Here is a 17,009-nt window from a genome sequence, read left to right as displayed (position 1 = left end):
AACGGGGGACGGTCGCCGGCACCTCTCCCCGTGCCGGTCCCCGCTCACCCGGGCAGGGTCGGGGCGTGATCCGGGTTACATTTGGGGCATGACGGAGCAGCCCAGCCAGTCCTTCACCGCCGACCGGGTGCGCCTGCGCGACGCGCTCGACGCGCTGCCGGCCTACAAGCCGGGCAAGCCGGCCCCGGCCGTCGAGGGCCTCACGAGCTACAAGATCAGCTCCAACGAGAACCCCTACCCGCCCCTGCCGAGCGTCCAGGCCGCCGTCGCCCGGGCGGCCGAGGAGTTCAACCGCTACCCGGACATGGGGGCCGCGGCGCTGCTGGCCGGCATCGCCGAGCACTGCGGCGTGGAGTCGGAGAACGTCGCCGTGGGCACCGGGTCGGTCGGTCTCCTCCAGCAGCTCGTCCAGATCACCTGCGAGCCCGGGGACGAGGTCGTCCACGCCTGGCGCTCCTTCGAGGCCTACCCGATCGTCATCGGGCTGGCCGGCGCTCGCAGCGTCCAGGTCCCGCTCGACGCCGCCGCCCGCCACGACCTCCCGGCGATGCTCGAGGCGATCACCGAGCGCACCCGGCTGGTGGTCGTCTGCACGCCCAACAACCCCACCGGGCCCAGCGTCCACACCGACGAGCTCCGCGACTTCCTCGCCCAGGTGCCGCCGGAGGTGCTCGTCGTGCTCGACGAGGCCTATCTCGAGTTCAACCGCGACGAGGCCGCGCCGGACGCCCTGGCGATGGTCCGCGAGTTCGCCAACACCGTGGTGCTGCGCACCTTCTCCAAGGCCTACGGGCTGGCCGGGCTCCGCGTGGGGTACGCCATCGGCACGCCGCGGGTGGCCGAGGCGCTGCGCAAGGCCGCCGTGCCCTTCGGTGTGAGCCAGCTCGCCCAGGACGCCGTGCTGGCCTCCTTCGAGGCCGGTGACGAGCTCGCCGAGCGGGTGGAGCACCTGGTGGCCGAGCGGACGCGTGTCGTGGAGGCCCTCCTCGAGCAGGGTTGGGAGATCCCCGAGACCCAGGCCAACTTCGTCTGGCTGCCGCTGGGCGACCGGGCGATGGAGTTCGCGGCGCTGGCCGCCGAGGGCGGTCTGGTCGTGCGACCCTTCGACGGGGAGGGAGTGCGCGTCACCATCGGGGAGGACGAGGCGAACACCCGCTTCCTCGACCTGTGTGCCCGATTCCGGGGGCAGGCCACCTGAGACACTGTGGGGCGGGCGTGTGGGGGTGATCAGCCTCCGTGCAGCCGCCCTGCGCCGACCACTATCCTGTGACCTGAGACACACTCAGGCCGACTGTCCCCCCCCGACCCCGCTGCGCCGTGCGGCGGGGTGCGGGCGGGGGCGAACCGACCAGCACGAGGAGAGATCGTGACCGACCCCAACGTCGAGCCGGGGCAGGAGGCGCTGCAGGCCAGCGCCGAGCGCGCTCCGGAGGGAGCCGAGCCGGAGCAGCAGCTGGCTGACGCCCCGCAGGACGCCGTCGACATCACCGACGGCGGCCCGGAGATGGTCCAGTTCCTGACGCCCGAGGGCGAGCGGATCGAGACCGAGCTCAACGCCCCCTACGCCCAGTACCTGCAGCACGTCGACGAGCAGGTCCTCCGCGACCTGTACCGCGACCTCGTGCTCGTGCGCCGCGTGGACGCCGAGGGCTTCGCCCTCCAGCGCCAGGGCGAGCTGGGTCTGTGGCCCTCCCTGCTCGGCCAGGAGGCCGCCCAGGTCGGCCTGGGTCGTGCGCTCAAGCCGCAGGACTACGTCTTCCCCGGCTACCGCGAGCACGGCCTGGCGTGGACCAAGGACGTCCCGCCGGAGAACCTGCTGGGCATGATGCGCGGCGTGAACAACGGTGGCTGGGACTCCGCGGAGAACAACTTCCACCTGTACACGATCGTCATCGGCAACCAGATGCTGCACGCCTCCGGCTACGCCCGCGGGGTCCAGCTCGACGGCGCCTACGCCACCGGGGACCCGGAGAAGGACGTGGCCGTGGTGGCCTGCACCGGTGACGGCGGCACCTCGCAGGGTGACTACAACGAGGCGATGGTCTTCGCGGCCGTGGCCCAGTCCCCGTGTGTCTTCTTCGTGCAGAACAACCAGTGGGCCATCTCCGAGCCCACCCACCGCAACTTCATCATCGAGCCCTACAAGCGTGCGGCCGGCTTCGGCTTCCCGGGCGTCCGGGTGGACGGCAACGACGTCCTGGCCTCGATGGCGGTCGGCGCCTGGGCGCTCGACCACGCCCGCTCCGGCAAGGGCCCGGTCCTCGTGGAGGCGTTCACCTACCGCATGGGTGCGCACACCACCTCGGACGACCCGACCAAGTACCGCGACGAGGCGCACGTCGAGGCCTGGCGCGCGAAGGACCCGATCGACCGCCTGAAGAAGCACCTGGTGGCCCACGGGATCGCGGACGACGAGTACTTCGCCGCGATCGACGCCGAGGCCGACGAGCTCGCCGCCCGGGTCCGCAAGGCCTGCCAGACCATGCCGGACCCCGAGCTCCACACCATGTTCGACCACACCTACGCGGGTGAGCACGCACAGCTGACGGCCGAGGCCCAGCAGTTCGTCGAGTACCACGCTGGCTTCGAGGGGAGCGACCACTGATGAGCGCCAAGAAGATGACGCTGGCCAAGGCCCTCAACGCCGGCCTGCACAAGGCGATGTCGGACGACGACAAGGTCGTCCTGCTCGGTGAGGACATCGGCCGCCTGGGCGGCGTGTTCCGCATCACCGAGGGTCTGATCGACGACTTCGGCGAGGAGCGCGTCATCGACACGCCGCTGGCCGAGGCCGGCATCGTCGGCACCGCGGTCGGTCTGGCCCTGCGCGGCTACCGCCCGGTCGTCGAGATCCAGTTCGACGGCTTCGTCTACCCGGCCTTCGACCAGATCGTCAGCCAGGTCGCCAAGATGCACGCCCGCTCGCTGGGCCACCTGAAGATGCCGATCGTCATCCGCATCCCCTTCGGTGGTGGCATCGGCGCCGTCGAGCACCACTCGGAGTCCAACGAGGCCTACTTCGCCCACACGGCGGGCCTCAAGGTGGTCTGCGCCTCCAACCCGGAGGACGGCTACTGGATGATGCAGCAGGCCATCGCCTCCGACGACCCGGTGGTCTTCTACGAGCCGAAGCGCCGCTACCACGAGCGGGGCGAGGTGGAGTTCTCCACCGACGGCGAGGCCTCGACCCCGCTGCACGCCTCCCGCGTGGTCCGCCCGGGCAACGACGTCACCCTGGTGACCTACGGCCCGATGGTGAAGACCTGCCTGCAGGCGGCCCAGGCCGCCGAGGAGGAGGGTCGCTCGCTGGAGGTCATCGACCTGCGGACGCTCAACCCGCTGGACCTCGGTCCGGTGGTGGAGTCGGTGAAGAAGACCGGCCGCGTGGTCGTGGTGCACGAGGCCCCCACCTTCCTGGGCATGGGCTCGGAGCTCTCGGCGCAGATCACCGAGCAGTGCTTCTACCACCTGGAGGCCCCGGTCGCCCGCTGCGGTGGGTACAACATCCCCTACCCGCCGAGCCGGTTCGAGGAGGAGTACCTCCCGAACCTCGACCGCATCCTCTTCCACGTCGACCAGGTGCTGGCGCACTGACGCCGGTGAGGAGCCACTGATGAGCATCGAGCACTATGTCCTGCCGGACCCGGGTGAGGGTCTGACCGAGGCGGAGATCGTCTCCTGGAAGGTCGCCGTGGGCGACGAGGTGAAGGTCAACGACGTCGTCGTCGAGGTCGAGACCGCCAAGTCGCTGGTGGAGCTGCCGATCCCCTTCGCCGGGCGCGTGGCGCAGATCCTCGTCTCCGAGGGGGACGAGGTGGAGGTCGGTGCGCCGATCATCGCCATCGAGACCGACGCCGACGCCCCGCTGGGTGGCGGTGAGGCTCCGGCTGCTCCGGCCGCGGAGCCCGCCCCTGCTGCCCCGGCCGCGGAGCCCGCTGCGGCTGCTCCGGCCGCTGGTGCCGCCGAGGGTGGCGTGGAGCAGTACGTCCTGCCGGACCCCGGTGAGGGTCTGACCGAGGCGGAGATCGTCTCCTGGAAGGTCGCCGTGGGCGACGAGGTGAAGGTCAACGACGTCGTCGTCGAGGTCGAGACCGCCAAGTCGCTGGTGGAGCTGCCGATCCCCTTCGCCGGTACGGTCACCGAGATCATGGCCGCCGAGGGCGAGGAGGTGGCCGTCGGCACCCCGATCATCGCGGTGCGCACCGGTGCCCCCGCCGCTGCCGGTGGCGCGAGCCGTGCCCCGGAGGCCCCCGCCGCGTCGTCCGAGGCGCCGGCCGAGGCCGCTGCCGAGGACGACGGCGACCGCGTCTCGAACCTGGTGGGCTACGGCGCGCTGGCCGGTTCCACGACTCGCCGCCGCCGCAAGGGTGCGTCGGCCCCGGCCGGTGCCCCGAGCGCCCCGGCCGCCGCGGTCCCCGCGCAGCTCCACGCCGAGGTCGGTCACGCCGCCTCCGGTGGTGAGCGGCCGAAGGCCAAGCCGCCGGTGCGGAAGTTCGCCAAGGACAACGGCATCGACCTGCGCACGGTCGCCCCGACCGGTCCGAACGGGATCATCACCCGGCAGGACGTCGAGCAGGCCCTGGCCGGTGGCGGGTCCGCCGCGGCCGGTGCGGCGCCGGCGGCTGCTGCCGCCCCGGTGGCCGCTGCGGCCGAGCGTCCGGCCCCGCAGGCCCCGGCCGTCCAGCCGGGCGAGCGCGAGACCCGCACCCCGATCAAGGGCGTCCGCAAGATCACCGCGCAGGCGATGGTCAACAGCGCCTTCACGGCCCCGCACGTCACCGAGTTCATGACGGTCGACGTCTCGGCCACGATGGAGCTCGTCGAGCGCCTCAAGAAGGACCGTGCGTTCAAGGACGTCAAGGTCACCCCGTTGCTGTTGGTGGCCAAGGCCGTCGTGCTGGCAGCGAAGCGCAACCCGGAGATCAACGCCAAGTGGGACGAGGCGAACCAGGAGATCGTCCAGTACGCGGATGTGAACCTGGGCATCGCCGCGGCCACCCCGCGCGGCCTGATCGTGCCGAACATCAAGGGTGCGCAGGACAAGTCGCTGGCCGAGCTGGGCACGGACCTGGGCGACCTGGTCTCCACCGCCCGTTCGGGCAAGACCCCGCCGGCCGACATGTCCGGCGGCACCATCACGATCACCAACGTGGGTGTCTTCGGGGTCGACTCCGGCACGCCGATCCTCAACGCCGGCGAGGCCGCGATCCTGTGCTTCGGTGCGATCAACCGTCGCCCGTGGGTGGTCACCGACGCCGAGGGCAACGAGACGATCGAACCGCGCTGGGTCACCGAGCTGGCGCTCTCCTTCGACCACCGTCTGGTGAACGGTGACCTCGGCTCGCGCTACCTGGCCGACGTCGCCGCGCTCCTGAACGACCCGGGGGCCGCCTTCACCTGGTGAGGCTCCTCGCGTCGATCGACGGCCGTCCCGGACTCGTTCCGGGGCGGCCTTCGCCGTCGGCACGGGCGGGTGGGGTGCGTCGGCCCGCCCCGGCGGTGGACCGTTTCGGGGGACCGGGCCAGACTGGGAGGAGGCGGCCCTGTCCGGGGCCGACCATGCGAGCACAGGAGGCAGACATGACCGAGGTCACGAAGTACGCAGGCATGGAGGGCAAAGCGGCCCTGGTGACCGGTGGTGGTTCCGGCATCGGCGAGGCCTGCTGCCGCAAGCTGGCCCAGCAGGGGGTGAAGGTCGCGGTGACCGACCTGAACCTGGAGGCCGCCCAGAGGGTGGCCGGCGCGATCACCGCCGAGGGCGGCGAGGCCATCGCCATCGAGCTGGACGCCTCCTCGCCGGAGGCCAACGAGAAGGCCGTCGCCCAGACCGTCGAGACCTTCGGCCGGCTCGACTACGCGGTGAACAACGCCGGCATCGGCGGCAGCACCGACGCCGCCGGCGAGCTGGACCTGGACGGCTGGCGCAAGGTCGTGGACATCAACCTCAACGCCGTCCTCTACGGCATGCGCTACGAGCTGCCGGAGATCGAGAAGCACGGTGGCGCCGTGGTCAACATGGCCTCCATCCACGGCACCGTGGCCACGGGCGTCGGCAACTCGGCCTACACCGCCACCAAGCACGGCGTGGTCGGCCTGACCAAGCAGGCCGGCGTGGACTACGGCAAGCGCGGGGTCCGGATCAACGCGGTGGGCCCGGCCTACATCGACACCCCGCTGCTGCAGAACCTCGAGCAGGAGGCCCGTGACGGCCTCGCCGCCCTGCACCCGATCGGTCGTCTGGGCAAGGCCGAGGAGGTCGCCCACCTGGTGGTCTTCCTGCTCTCCCCGGACGCCTCCTTCATCACCGGCTCCTACCACCTGGTGGACGGCGGCTACACCGCCCCGTGACCACGCGCTGCGGGGCCCGGGCACGCAGGTGCCCGGGCCCCCGGCCACCCCGGGGGCGTAATCTTCGGTCCATGCAACTGGTCGTCGGCGCGATGCTCGTGGACGACCTCGACGTACCCACCCGACTGCTCGCCGCCCAGCGGACCGCCGAGCGGGACGTCCCGGTGGCCGCCGGCCCCGACGGGCGCCTGCCGCTCTGGGAGTTCCCCGGCGGCAAGGTGGAGCCCGGCGAGACGCCGCGGGCCGCGCTGGCCCGGGAGCTGGCCGAGGAGCTGGGGATCGCGGTGGAGCTGGGGGACGAGCTCGAACCACCCGACCGCCCGACCTGGCCGATCAACCACCGCTACGAGCTGCGGATCTTCCTCGCCCGCCTCGCCCCGGGCAGCGCGCCCCCCGACCCGCAGCGGGCGCCCGACCCCTCCCACCAGCAGGTCCGGTGGCTGGGGGTCGAAGAGATCCCCGACTGGCCGTGGCTGCCCACGAACCGGGTGCCGGCCTGCCTCATGGCCGATCGGATGCGCTGGTCGTGAGCTCCCCGGCCAGGGAGGACCCGCCGCCCCCGGCCTCCGGGGGGCTGCGGGCGGCCTGGCGGCAGCCGGTCACCCCGGGCGGCCCCACCCTGGGGGCCCTGGCGGTCTCGGCCTACGCCCCGGCCCTGCTCTGGTCGGTCGCGCTGGCCGGGGTGCTTCCGGTGCTTGCCCTCCTGGCCCTGCGCATCGGGGCGACCCCGGGCCAGGCCGCCCTCGTGGTCTCCCTCCACGGCCTGAGCTCGATGGTGCTCGGCATGCCCGCCGGGATGCTCACCGAGCGGATCGGGGAACGACGCGCCATGACCGGGGCCGCCCTGCTGGGGGCGGTGGCGATGGCGGTGGTGGCGGTCACGGACTCGGTGCCCCTCCTCGCCCTCGGGGTGATGATGCTGGGGGCCGCCGCGTGCGTCTTCATGCTCGCGCGGCAGAGCTATCTCACCGGCGCCTTCCCCCGCCACCAGCTCGCCCGGGCGATGTCCACGCTCGGTGGCATGGCGCGGGTGGGCTTCTTCGTCGGCCCGGTGGTGGCCGCGGGGGCCATCTCCCTGTGGGGCCTGCGCGGCCCGGTGGTCGTCTCCCTGGTGCTGCTCGCGCTGCTCTCCCTGGCGACCCTGCGGCTGCCCGCCCTCCCCGGGGAGGAGCGTGTGGTGCGGAGCTCCCCGCGTCGAGCCGGCAGCGCCCCGGTGCGGATGCGGGACGTGGTGCGGGAGCACCGGCGGACCATCGTCACCCTGGGGTTCGGCTTCGTGCTCTGCGCGGCGGCGCGCTCCTCCCGCACGGTGCTCATGCCGCTGTGGGGCGCCCACATCGGGGTGAGCGAGGAGCTCATCAGCCTCCTGGTGGGCCTGGCCGGCCTGGTGGAGGTGCTGACCTTCTACCCGGCCGGGCTCATCATGGACCGGGTCTCCCGCCGGGCAAACGCCATCCCGTCCATGGCGATCCTCGGGCTGGGCATCGCCCTGGTGCCCCTCACCGGGACGGCCGGTGCGCTGGCGCTGGTGGTCGTGGTCATCGGCTTCGGCAACGGGCTGGGCTCCGGCATCGTCATGACCCTCTCGGGGGACGCCGCCCCGGAGCGGGGGCGCACGTCCTTCCTGGCGGTCATGCGCACCCTCTCGGACGCCGGGGCGGCAGGTGGTCCGCTGGTGCTCTCCGGGGTCACCGCGGTGGCCGGCCTGGCCGCCGGCGTGTGGGCGGCCTCCGCCTTCGGGTTCGGTGCGGCGGCCGCCTTCGCCCGCTGGGTGCCCCGTGCCCGCCCTGCCGGCCCCGCCCGCACCGGTCCCACTCGGGTCAGTCCCGCGCGGCGCCGGTGACCATCCACGCGTCCCCGCGAGCCCGCCAGAGCAGGGCCGCCGAGCGCAGCACCATGAACATCGCGAAGGCTCCCCACAGCCACCACATCGCCCGGTCGGGGGCGATGTCCGCCGGCGGCAGCTCCCGGACCACCCACACCACGGGCAGGTAGGCCACCAGCACGAGGAGCTGGGCAACGGCCAGCCAGCGGGCGTCCCCGGCGCCGATGAGCACCCCGTCGAGCACGTAGGCGATGCCGGCCACGGGGGTGGCCAGGCCGACGACGACCAGCGCGGTGGCCAGGGTGCGCTGCACCTCGGGGTCGTCGCTGAAGAGCGGCGGGAGCAGGTCGCGCCCCAGCACGAGCAGCACGCCCAGCAGCACGCCGGCCCAGACGCCCCACCGAGTCATGAGGCCGGTCATGGCACGGGTGCCGCGGGTGTCCCCGGCGCCGAGGGCCTTGCCGGTGAGGGCCTGGGCGGCGATCGCCAGGGCGTCCAGGGCGAAGGCGAGGAAACCCCAGATGGTCATGGCCACCTGGTGGGCGGCCAGGGAGACGTCCCCGAACCCGGCGGCCAGCCAAGTGGTGAGGAGGATGACGCCGCGCAGGCTGAGGGTGCGGACGAGCAGCGGGACCCCGTCGAGGGCCGCGGTGAGGACGCCCCGCGGGGTGAAGGATGTGGGTGCCCGGTGGTGGCGGACGTGGCGCCCGAGCAGGGCCAGCAGGCCGACGGCCATCCCCACCTGGGCGATGACGGTTCCCCAGGCTGCCCCGGCGATCCCCCAGCCCATCTCGAAGATCAGCCAGGCGTTCAGCGCGGCGTTGGCACCGAACCCGAGCACGGCGGCCACCAGCGGGGAGCGGGTGTCCTGCAGCCCGCGCAGCACGCCCGTCACAGCCAGTGTCACGAGCATCGGGGGGATGCCCAGAGCGGAGATGCGCAGGTAGGTGGCCCCCTCGTCGGTGGCGGCCGCGGAGGCCCCGAAGAGCTCCACGATCCCCGGGGCCGCCAGGGCCGTCACCGCGGCGGTCGCGCCGCCCAGGAGGAGGGCCAGCCACACCCCGTCGACGCCGGCGGCCAGGGCGCCCCGGGTGTCCCCGGCGCCGAGCCGACGGGAGACCACGGCGGTCGTGCCGTAGGCCAGGAAGACGAAGATCCCCACCATCGTCATGAGGGCGGTGCTCGCCACGCTGAGCCCGGCCAGCGCCTCGGTGGAGACGCGCCCGATCATCGCCGTGTCGAGCAGCAGGAAGAGCGGCTCGGCGATGAGGGCGAAGAAGGCCGGCACCGCCAGCGCGAGGATCTCCCGGGCCCGGGACCCGGCGTCGGTGGGGGTCCCCCCGGGGGTGGGGTCGGGGTCGGCGGCAGGGCTAGGGGTCACGCGCGGAGTGTGGCAGAGGTCGGTCGGGAGGATGACGCCGCGGTCCGTCGCCTCCTGCGATGCTGCTGAGACCGCTAACCCCGACCGGGGAGCCGGGGACCCCGCGCCCGCGGGGAGCGAACCGGCACCGGAGAGGAGTCGCCCCATGGCCGTTCGTGAGCTCGCCCACCGGGCCTGGCACTCTCGGGCCGCGATGCTGGTGCGCCGCGGCACCCTGCGGGCCGGGGCGCAGGCCCTGAGCCGCGCCTACAGCCTGTACAAGGTGCACCCCGAGACCTGGCGCCTCACCGCCACGAACTACCAGCCGTGGATGGGAAACTTCGCGCGCTTCCACGCCTGGATGGCCTGCCAGATGGGCTACCTGCGGGTGCCGGCCTACCAGCAGTTCCTCGCCGAGCACGACTGGGAGTTCCGGTGGTGGGACCTGGAGAACTACCCGGTGACGGACAAGGACTCCTACGTCCGGCGCTTCGACGAGACGGAGCGCTGCCGGGAGGGGCGGCTCTCGATGGTGGGCACCATCGTCGACGAGTCCTCCGGCTCCTCGGGCCGCCCGTTCAACTGGGTGCGCGGGCGGGACGAGCTGGCCGACGTGCACCGCAACCTGGCCGGGTTCACCCGCATGCTGCACCGGGGGGAGCCGCTCTTCGTGATCAACGCCTACTCGATGGGCGCGTGGGCCACCGGCACGAACACCGGGATCGCGATGTCCCGGATCGGGATGGTGAAGAACACCGGTCCGGACCTGGACAAGATCGTCGACACCATCGCCCACTTCGGACCGGGGTACACCTACCTGGTGGCGGCCTACCCGCCCTTCCTCAAGGACCTGCGCGACCGGCTCGACGCCGACGGATTCGACTGGGACGCCCACACCCTGCACGGCCTGGTGGGCGGGGAGGCCATGACCGAGGGGCTGCGCGACTACTGCGAGGAGCGCTTCGCCACCGTGCGCTCGGGCTACGGGGCCTCGGACCTGACGATCGGCATCGGCGGGGAGACGGATCTGACCGTCTGGCTGCGCAAGCGGCTCCTCACCGACCCGGCGCTCCGGGAGGCGGTCCTCGGCGAGGGGGAGGACCGCACCCCGATGATCTTCCAGTACAACCCGCTGGAGACCTACCTGGAGACCACCGCGAACCGGCACCTGGTGTGCACGCTCACCTCCACCTCGGTGCTCTCCCCGAAGCTCCGCTACGACATCGGGGACGAGGCGGTGCTGCTCGACTGGCACGACCTGCAGCGCATCCTGGCCCGCGACCCGCGCTGGGCGCAGGAGGCGCGGGAGGCCTTCGAGCGTGCCCCGATGAAGCTGCCGCTCCTGCTGCTCTTCGGCCGGGCGGACTCCACCGTCTCCTTCATGGGCGCCAACATCTACCCGCAGGACGTGGAGAACGGGCTCTACGAGGACTCCGCGCGCGCCGCCGCGATCGCGGCTTTCACCGTCACCCTGCAGGAGGTGCCCGGCGACGCCGTGGCGCAGCGGCCCACGCTCCACCTGGAGCTCCGTGAGGGCGTCGAGCTGCCGGCAGCCGAGCGGGAGGCGCTCGCGGACTCGGCCCGGCGGGGCGTGGTGGCCTACCTGGCGCGGGTCAGTCGCGACTACGCCGAGTCGCTCACCGAGAGCCCCCGGGCCGGGGAGATCGCCGTGGAGGTCCACGACGCCGGGACCGGCCCGTTCCACGACACCGGCGCGCGCATCAAGCGCCGCTACCTGCAGACCCCGGAGGGATGACGATGAGGACGACCGATTTCAGCAGGGCGCCGCGCAAGGCGCAGGCCACGGCGATGTTCGTGGGGGCCACCCGGTACAGCGGCCCGCTGGCCTGGGCCCGGCTCACGCCGCGCTGGCTGCGCATGGTGCGGCAGATGAAGCGGATGCCCGGGTACTGCGGGCACCAGGTCTTCTACGAGGCGCCGTGGACCCTGGGGACCATCGGCTGGTTCGAGACCCGCGACGACCTGCTGCGCTTCGCGCGGACCGGGGAGCACCGGGAGCTGGTGCAGTGGGTGACCTCCCCGGACCGGAAGCAGGCCACCGGAGGCTGGATCCGCCTGTGGAGCGCCGAGGAGGCGGGCTACTCCAACGGGGTGTGGCGGGCCGAGGGCGACGAGCTGGACCACATCGAGCGCTTCACCCCGGTGACCGGTGAGGTCGAGGGGCCGCCGGTGGCCCGGGAGCGGCGGGGGCGTGCTCGTGCCCGGGGCTGAGCTCCGTGTCGAGCCGGTGCGCTCCGGGCGGGACCTGGCGGCCTTCCGGGAGCTCCCGCTGCGCCTGCACCCGGCGCAGAAGGTGGTGCCGCTGCTGGAGCCGACCCTGCGCTCCTGGCACGAGGGCACCGGTCCGCACGCCGAGCACGGGGAGCTGGAGATGCTCCTGGTCCGCGACGGCCGCGGGCGCGTGGTGGGGCGCACCACCCTGCACTCCGACGACCGGATGGACGCCCGCCGGGGCGAGATGACGGCCCTGCTGGGGGCCACCGAGTTCGCCTCGACGGAGGTGCTGGAGGCGATCGTCGCCCACGCCGAGTGGTGGGCCCGCGAGGAGGGCCGCACCGCCCTGCTCGGACCGGTCTCGCTGCTGCCCAACCAGACCGGCGGGGTGGTCACGGCCGGGCACGAGGAGCCGGGCTTCCTCGACTCGGCCTGGAATCCCGACTGGTACCCGGCGGCCTGGGAGGCCTGCGGTTTCGCGCCCCTGTGGCCCGGCGCCACGTGGCTCTGCGAGGACCTCGGCTCCCGCGACCCCGAGGTCGACCTGGGACCGGCCGGGCCGCTGCCCGAGGGGGTGGAGCTCCACCGGGGGAGCCGTCGGCGCCTGGCCGAGCAGCTGCCGCTGCTGCGCACCATGCTCAACGCGAGCTTCGCCGAGCTGCCCTACTTCACGCCCATCTCCGCCCCGGAGCTCGAGGCGGCCACCGACGGGCTGGCGCACCTGCTCGACGAGGACCTGCTGCTCTACCTCACCGACCACGGGCGTCCGGTGGCCTTCGTGCTCGTGGTGCCGGACATCACCGCCTTCGTCCGCAGCACCGGGGGCCGGATGCGCTGGCGCGACCAGGCCCGGCTCTGGCTCACCCGCGGTCGCTACCGGCGGGAGGCGATCCTCGTCATCAAGGGCACGGTGCCGGACCAGCGGGGGCGGGGACTCATGCGGGCCCTCTCCCGGGAGCTGCTCGTGAACCTGCAGGCAGGTGGGTACGAGCAGCTCCGGGTCACCCAGGTGGGGCGGGAGAACGCCGGCTCGGCCGCGCACTTCGCCGCCATCGGTGGGCGTCCCCTCCACGAGCTGTGTTTCTACCGCAAGGGGCTGGTGTGAGCACCCCCGCCCAGCGGCTGCTGGCCCGGGAGGCCGACTGGGGCCGGGCGCCGAGCGCCCACAACAGCCAGCCGTGGGCGCTGCGGGCCGTGGGCGCCGACCGGCTGATGCTCGGGTGGGATCCGTCGCGCTCCCTGCCGCTGGGCGACCCGACCGGGCGGGACCTGCTGCTCTCGCTGGGGTGTGTGGTGGAGGCGCTCGCGGTGGTGGCGGCCGACCTCGGGCTCGGGCTGGACGTCCGTTGGGAGGTCGACCGGGCCGCCCACCACGCCGCCACCCTGGTGGTGCGGAAGAGGACGGGCGACAGGGGCGGTGCGGTGGCCAGGCTCGGTGCCGCCGCCGCGCTGGAGGCCCTGCGGCACCGCCGGACCGCCCGCGGCGTCATGGCGGTGATCCCCACGGAGGCCGAGGTCGCGGACCTCGCGGAGTCCGTGGGGGTGGGCCTGCAGGTGCTGCCGGGGGCCTGGGTCGACGAGCACCTGCTCACCGCCGACCGCTGGTCGTTGGAGGGGCCGGCTGCCGAGGAGCTCGCCGACTGGCTGCGGCTGGACCCCACCGCTCCGCGCTACGGGCAGGACGGTCTGAGCGACGTGGCCCTGGGCCTGAACGGTCTCGAGGCGCGGGTGCTGCGGGCCGCGCTGCGCCCGGGGGTGCGGCCCCGGCTGGCGCGGGTCGGGCTGACCGGGGTGCTGGCCCGCTTCTCCACGACCCGGCCGGTGGGGCCGGTGGTGGCCTTCCGGGGGGTGGCGGCCGGGGGCACTTCCGCGGAGGGCGGTCCGTCCGGCTGCGTCGCCGCGGCCGACGACGCAGACGTCGCCGAGGCGGGCCGGCTGCTGCTGCGCACCTGGTTGGTGGCCGACCGGGCCGGGTGGAGCGTCCACCCGCTCAGCCAGCTGCTGGACTGCCCGCAGACCGCTGCGGCGATGCCGGAGGTGCTCCCGGGCGCTGGTGGCTCCCTCCCGCTGGCGGTCTTCCGCATCGGTCGTCCCCGTCGGCGCCCGCCGGCCAGCGCCCGGCTGGGTGGGGCGGGCGGTCCCTACGATCGGGACCATGGCGGAGATCCTGCGTGACGACCGGCCGCACCTGCTGCGGCTCACCGACGAGCCCCTGACGCTGCCGCCGGAGGTGGCAGCGCTCGCGGCGGAGAACTGGGAGCGGCGGCTGGCCGAGCAGCCCGCCCTGTTCGACGGTCCCACGCTCGTGGCGGCCCCCGGCACGGACGCCCGCACCCTGGAGGTCCCGGTGGCCCGCTCCTGCTACTCGCACTACCTGGCGGTGAGTGACGGGGTGCTGCCGTCGGAGTGGTGTCACCGCCACGTCTGGGCCGGCGTGCTGGTCCGCGCCGCGGACGGGGCCTGTCTGCACGGCCGGATGTCGGACACCACCAAGCGGCCGGGGCACTGGCAGCTGCCGGGTGGAGCGATCGACCTCGACGACGTGGACGGTGACCGCATCGACCCCGCCGACTGTGCCCGGCGCGAGCTGCTCGAGGAGGTCGGGCTGGACCTGGGCGCGATCGGTGACCCGCCGCTCGTGCCCTGGGCCGTGGCCGACCGGCCGAACGGCAACATCGGCTATCTCTACGAGGTGCGCACCGGGCTGGAGCAGGGGCAGGTCGAGGAGATCTTCGCGGCCCACCTGCGAGCCGAGGAGGCGGCCGGCCGGGCGCCGGAGTTCACCGCGATCCGCTGGGTCGCCCCGGGGCAGGAGTGGGTGTGAGCGCCTCGACGACGCCGGCGGCGGGCCCCGGACGGGCCTGACGCCATCCCGTGCCGGCCCAGGCGCTCACGCGGTGGTGGTCACCGGCTCGGGCGGCGGCGGTGCGCAACGGGCGGGTCAGCTGGTTGACCGTGGGGTACGCGGCGGGGGCGTGGGCGTCGTGCGCGGCGACGAAGCGGGAGCGCAGACCACGGGCCGGGCGGCCCGAGAAGGCCCGGGTGACGACGGTCTCGGTGATCTCCGGGTCCTGCAGGGCGGCGGCGTGGGCGGTGCTGGTGCCGGCCTCGTCGGTGAGCAGGAAGAGGGTGCCCACCTGCACGCTCTCGGCCCCGGCGGTCAGGAGGGCCTCGACCTCGGCGCGGTCCGTGACGCCCCCGGCCGCGGTGATGAGCGGGACGGGTGCGGTGGGGCCCAGGGCCCGCACGACCTGCTGCACCAGCTGGGTCGTGGTGAGCCTGTTGGGCTCCTCGCCGGTCGTCAGCGTGCCGCGGTGGCCGCCGGCCTCGGCGCCCTGCACGCAGAGTCGGTCGACGCCCTGCGTGGCGGCACACCGGGCGGCGTGGTGGTCCGCGACGGTGGCGGCCACGGCCGTTCCCGCGGCGTGGAGACGTTCCACGACCTCGGGACCGGGGAGGCCGAAGGTGAAGGAGACCTCGGCGACCGGGTCGGAGAGCAGGAGGTCGAGCTTCTCCGACGCGCGGTCGAGATCCTCCCAGTCCAGCTCCGGTGCGGTGACGTCGAGGGCAGCGAGCTCGGGGGCCAGGAGCTCGGCATACTCCTGCACCGCGGCGCGTGCCGCGGGCTCGGCGGGCTCGTACCAGAAGAGGTTCACGCCGAAGGGCCGGTCGGTGAGCTCCCGGGTGCGGGCGATCTGGTCGGCCAGCGCCTCGGGAGTGAGATTGCCCCCGGAGAGGTAGCCGCTCCCGCCGGCCCCGGCGACCGCGGCCACGAGCTCCGGGGTCGAGGGGCCGCCGGCCATCGGGGCCACGAGCACGGGCACCGGTGGGGCCAACGGTGCGGGTGCGGGGCTCATGCGAGCTCCCCCTCGATCTCCTCCACGACCTCGGCGACGGCGTGGGTGGAGGGCTTGAGCGCAACGGCCCGACAGGTGAGCTGGTGGGGCTCGGTGGTCACGAACCGCCCGGTGACCCGCAGGTGCCGGGGCGGGGCGTCGGAGGAGCCACTGGCCACGGCGAGGTCCACGCTCCAGCGCTCGGCGCCGGCTTCCTCGCGGCGGGTGGACATCGCGCCCCAGGGGAGCGGACCGAGCTCCTGCAGCGCGACCGCCTGGGCCACCTGCACGTGCTGGGGCTCGCCGCACCGGCCGCGCAGCCGAGTGGGGTCCACCCGGCCGTCGGTGTGGGCGCTCAGGTCGGCCACCGCGGTGCCGGGGTCGGTGCCGCCGTAGACCGCGCCGTCGGGCAGGAGGATCACGTTGGCGGCGAAGCGGTCGCCGCCGGTGTGGGTGGTCTCCCAGGTCTCCTCCGGCCAGAGGGCGGCCAGGGAGCTGGCCACCGGCCGGCCGTGGATGGCGCAGCAGACGTCCTTGCGGCCGTGGGTGCACACCAGCACGATGCCCGGCGAGCCCGGGCGGACGGCCTCCGGCGGGCAGGGACCGCCCAGGAGGCGGGCGGCCTCGAGGAGCTCGGCGTCGGTGGTGGCGGTGCCCCACAGGACGGGGCGATCCCAGTCCACGTCGACCAGGCACCAGCGACGGGTGGCCAGGGTGCGGTCCGGGCGGGCGCCGGGGCGGCGGATGAGCTGCAGCCGGCCGTTCACGGACTCCAGGTGCTCCTGCATCTCCACCGCGAGGGCCGCCTCGACCTCCAGGCCCTCCCAGGTGGTGCGGCCCCAGTGGGCGTCCTGCTCGACGAGGAGCCAGCGGCGGGCCTCGGGGGCGGTGCCGACCATCTGGTCGCCGCGGGCCCGGGCGGCGACGGAGCAGCGGAAGCCCGCGGTGCCCTCGAGGCCCTCGGTCGGCGGTGCGGCGGTCGGCTGGAGGTCACCCATGGACGTCCAGTATTCCCCACGGTCCCGCTGCGGAGGCCTTCGGGGCCGCTGTGGGCGTTGTGGACGAAATTCACCTCGAGTTCACATGGAGCTTCGGGCGTTCTCGCAGGTCAGGGGTGGTTTCGAGTGGTCGAGGGTGAACGGGTGGGGTGTTCCCCCACAGGGTCGTCCACAGGCTGTGGCCACTGTTCCCGTCGTTCCTCCACAGGTTCGTCCACAGGTCTGTGGGGAGGCGGGCCGCGCCGATTTGGTGACCGGTCACGGTGGTCCTAGCGTGTGCGCCCCGAGGGCTGTCGGCGCTGTCCGTGTGCGGTGCGACGATGCTCCTCGAGGGGGCCACGCGTGGTGACGGCAGCAGGTCGTCGCAGCAGTCGGTCGGGCCCTGACGGAACAGGAGTGAGTGGTGA

Annotated in this window: 15 protein-coding genes; 12 read left to right on the top strand and 3 right to left on the bottom strand. The window is 73.7% G+C overall.

Annotated features, from left to right (window positions below; translation table 11 throughout):
• The first annotated feature begins 88 nt into the window (after positions 1-88).
• The 7 genes from hisC (at position 89) to CFT82_RS05380 (ending at position 8,191) form a co-directional block, all read left to right on the top strand.
• Positions 89-1,198, top strand: coding sequence for a histidinol-phosphate transaminase (gene hisC / locus CFT82_RS05410; RefSeq protein WP_088817985.1), 1,110 nt, complete (start codon positions 89-91; stop codon positions 1,196-1,198).
• Between the two features lie 168 nt (positions 1,199-1,366).
• Positions 1,367-2,605, top strand: a complete 1,239-nt coding sequence (gene pdhA / locus CFT82_RS05405) for a pyruvate dehydrogenase (acetyl-transferring) E1 component subunit alpha (RefSeq protein WP_088817984.1) — start codon at positions 1,367-1,369, stop codon at positions 2,603-2,605.
• Positions 2,605-3,594 (top strand): alpha-ketoacid dehydrogenase subunit beta, encoded by a 990-nt coding sequence (locus tag CFT82_RS05400; protein ID WP_088817983.1) that lies wholly within the window; start codon positions 2,605-2,607, stop codon positions 3,592-3,594. Before pdhA ends, CFT82_RS05400 begins: the two co-directional genes overlap by 1 nt.
• Before the next feature lie 19 nt (positions 3,595-3,613).
• The gene (locus CFT82_RS05395; protein ID WP_088817982.1) at positions 3,614-5,404 is read left to right on the top strand and encodes a 2-oxo acid dehydrogenase subunit E2; all 1,791 of its coding nucleotides are present in this window, start codon (positions 3,614-3,616) and stop codon (positions 5,402-5,404) included.
• Positions 5,405-5,580: 176 nt separating this feature from the next.
• Positions 5,581-6,348, top strand: a complete 768-nt coding sequence (locus CFT82_RS05390) for an SDR family NAD(P)-dependent oxidoreductase (RefSeq protein ID WP_088817981.1) — start codon at positions 5,581-5,583, stop codon at positions 6,346-6,348.
• A gap of 71 nt (positions 6,349-6,419) precedes the next feature.
• On the top strand, positions 6,420-6,878 hold the full coding sequence (locus CFT82_RS05385; protein WP_088817980.1) for an NUDIX domain-containing protein: 459 nt from the start codon (positions 6,420-6,422) through the stop codon (positions 6,876-6,878).
• The gene (locus tag CFT82_RS05380) at positions 6,875-8,191 is read left to right on the top strand and encodes an MFS transporter (protein WP_159461866.1); all 1,317 of its coding nucleotides are present in this window, start codon (positions 6,875-6,877) and stop codon (positions 8,189-8,191) included. The genes CFT82_RS05385 and CFT82_RS05380 overlap by 4 nt, the downstream gene beginning before the upstream one ends.
• On the opposite strand, the gene CFT82_RS05375 is transcribed toward CFT82_RS05380, so the two are convergent.
• Positions 8,169-9,554 (bottom strand): MATE family efflux transporter, encoded by a 1,386-nt coding sequence (locus CFT82_RS05375; protein WP_234994282.1) that lies wholly within the window; start codon positions 9,552-9,554, stop codon positions 8,169-8,171. The genes CFT82_RS05380 and CFT82_RS05375 overlap by 23 nt on opposite strands.
• Before the next feature lie 145 nt (positions 9,555-9,699).
• Between CFT82_RS05375 and CFT82_RS05370 the strand changes: the two genes are divergently transcribed.
• Genes CFT82_RS05370 through CFT82_RS05350 form a run of 5 tightly spaced genes read left to right on the top strand, consistent with a single transcriptional unit; the run spans position 9,700 to position 14,592 of the window.
• Positions 9,700-11,289 carry a phenylacetate--CoA ligase family protein gene (locus CFT82_RS05370; RefSeq protein WP_088817977.1) on the top strand — a complete coding sequence of 530 codons (1,590 nt, stop codon included), beginning with the start codon at positions 9,700-9,702 and terminating at the stop codon, positions 11,287-11,289.
• A gap of 2 nt (positions 11,290-11,291) precedes the next feature.
• A complete protein-coding gene (locus tag CFT82_RS05365) occupies positions 11,292-11,765 on the top strand; it encodes a DUF4188 domain-containing protein (RefSeq protein ID WP_088817976.1) in 474 nt (157 codons plus the stop codon).
• Positions 11,752-12,873, top strand: a complete 1,122-nt coding sequence (locus CFT82_RS05360) for a hypothetical protein (RefSeq protein WP_088818346.1) — start codon at positions 11,752-11,754, stop codon at positions 12,871-12,873. Before CFT82_RS05365 ends, CFT82_RS05360 begins: the two co-directional genes overlap by 14 nt.
• The gene (locus tag CFT82_RS05355; protein ID WP_088817975.1) at positions 12,870-13,943 is read left to right on the top strand and encodes a nitroreductase family protein; all 1,074 of its coding nucleotides are present in this window, start codon (positions 12,870-12,872) and stop codon (positions 13,941-13,943) included. Before CFT82_RS05360 ends, CFT82_RS05355 begins: the two co-directional genes overlap by 4 nt.
• On the top strand, positions 13,924-14,592 hold the full coding sequence (locus CFT82_RS05350) for an NUDIX hydrolase (RefSeq protein ID WP_088817974.1): 669 nt from the start codon (positions 13,924-13,926) through the stop codon (positions 14,590-14,592). Before CFT82_RS05355 ends, CFT82_RS05350 begins: the two co-directional genes overlap by 20 nt.
• On the opposite strand, the gene CFT82_RS05345 is transcribed toward CFT82_RS05350, so the two are convergent.
• Positions 14,549-15,625, bottom strand: a complete 1,077-nt coding sequence (locus CFT82_RS05345) for a nitronate monooxygenase (protein ID WP_088817973.1) — start codon at positions 15,623-15,625, stop codon at positions 14,549-14,551. The genes CFT82_RS05350 and CFT82_RS05345 overlap by 44 nt on opposite strands.
• Positions 15,622-16,602, bottom strand: a complete 981-nt coding sequence (locus tag CFT82_RS05340; RefSeq protein WP_088817972.1) for a sucrase ferredoxin — start codon at positions 16,600-16,602, stop codon at positions 15,622-15,624. Before CFT82_RS05340 ends, CFT82_RS05345 begins: the two co-directional genes overlap by 4 nt.
• Positions 16,603-17,009 lie beyond the last annotated feature (407 nt).

Source organism: Kytococcus aerolatus, from assembly GCF_900187395.1.
Classification (GTDB): Bacteria; Actinomycetota; Actinomycetes; order Actinomycetales; family Dermatophilaceae; genus Kytococcus; species Kytococcus aerolatus.
The sequence above is the reverse complement of the archived record's forward strand: the minus strand, read 5'-3'. Positions and strand labels throughout refer to the sequence as shown.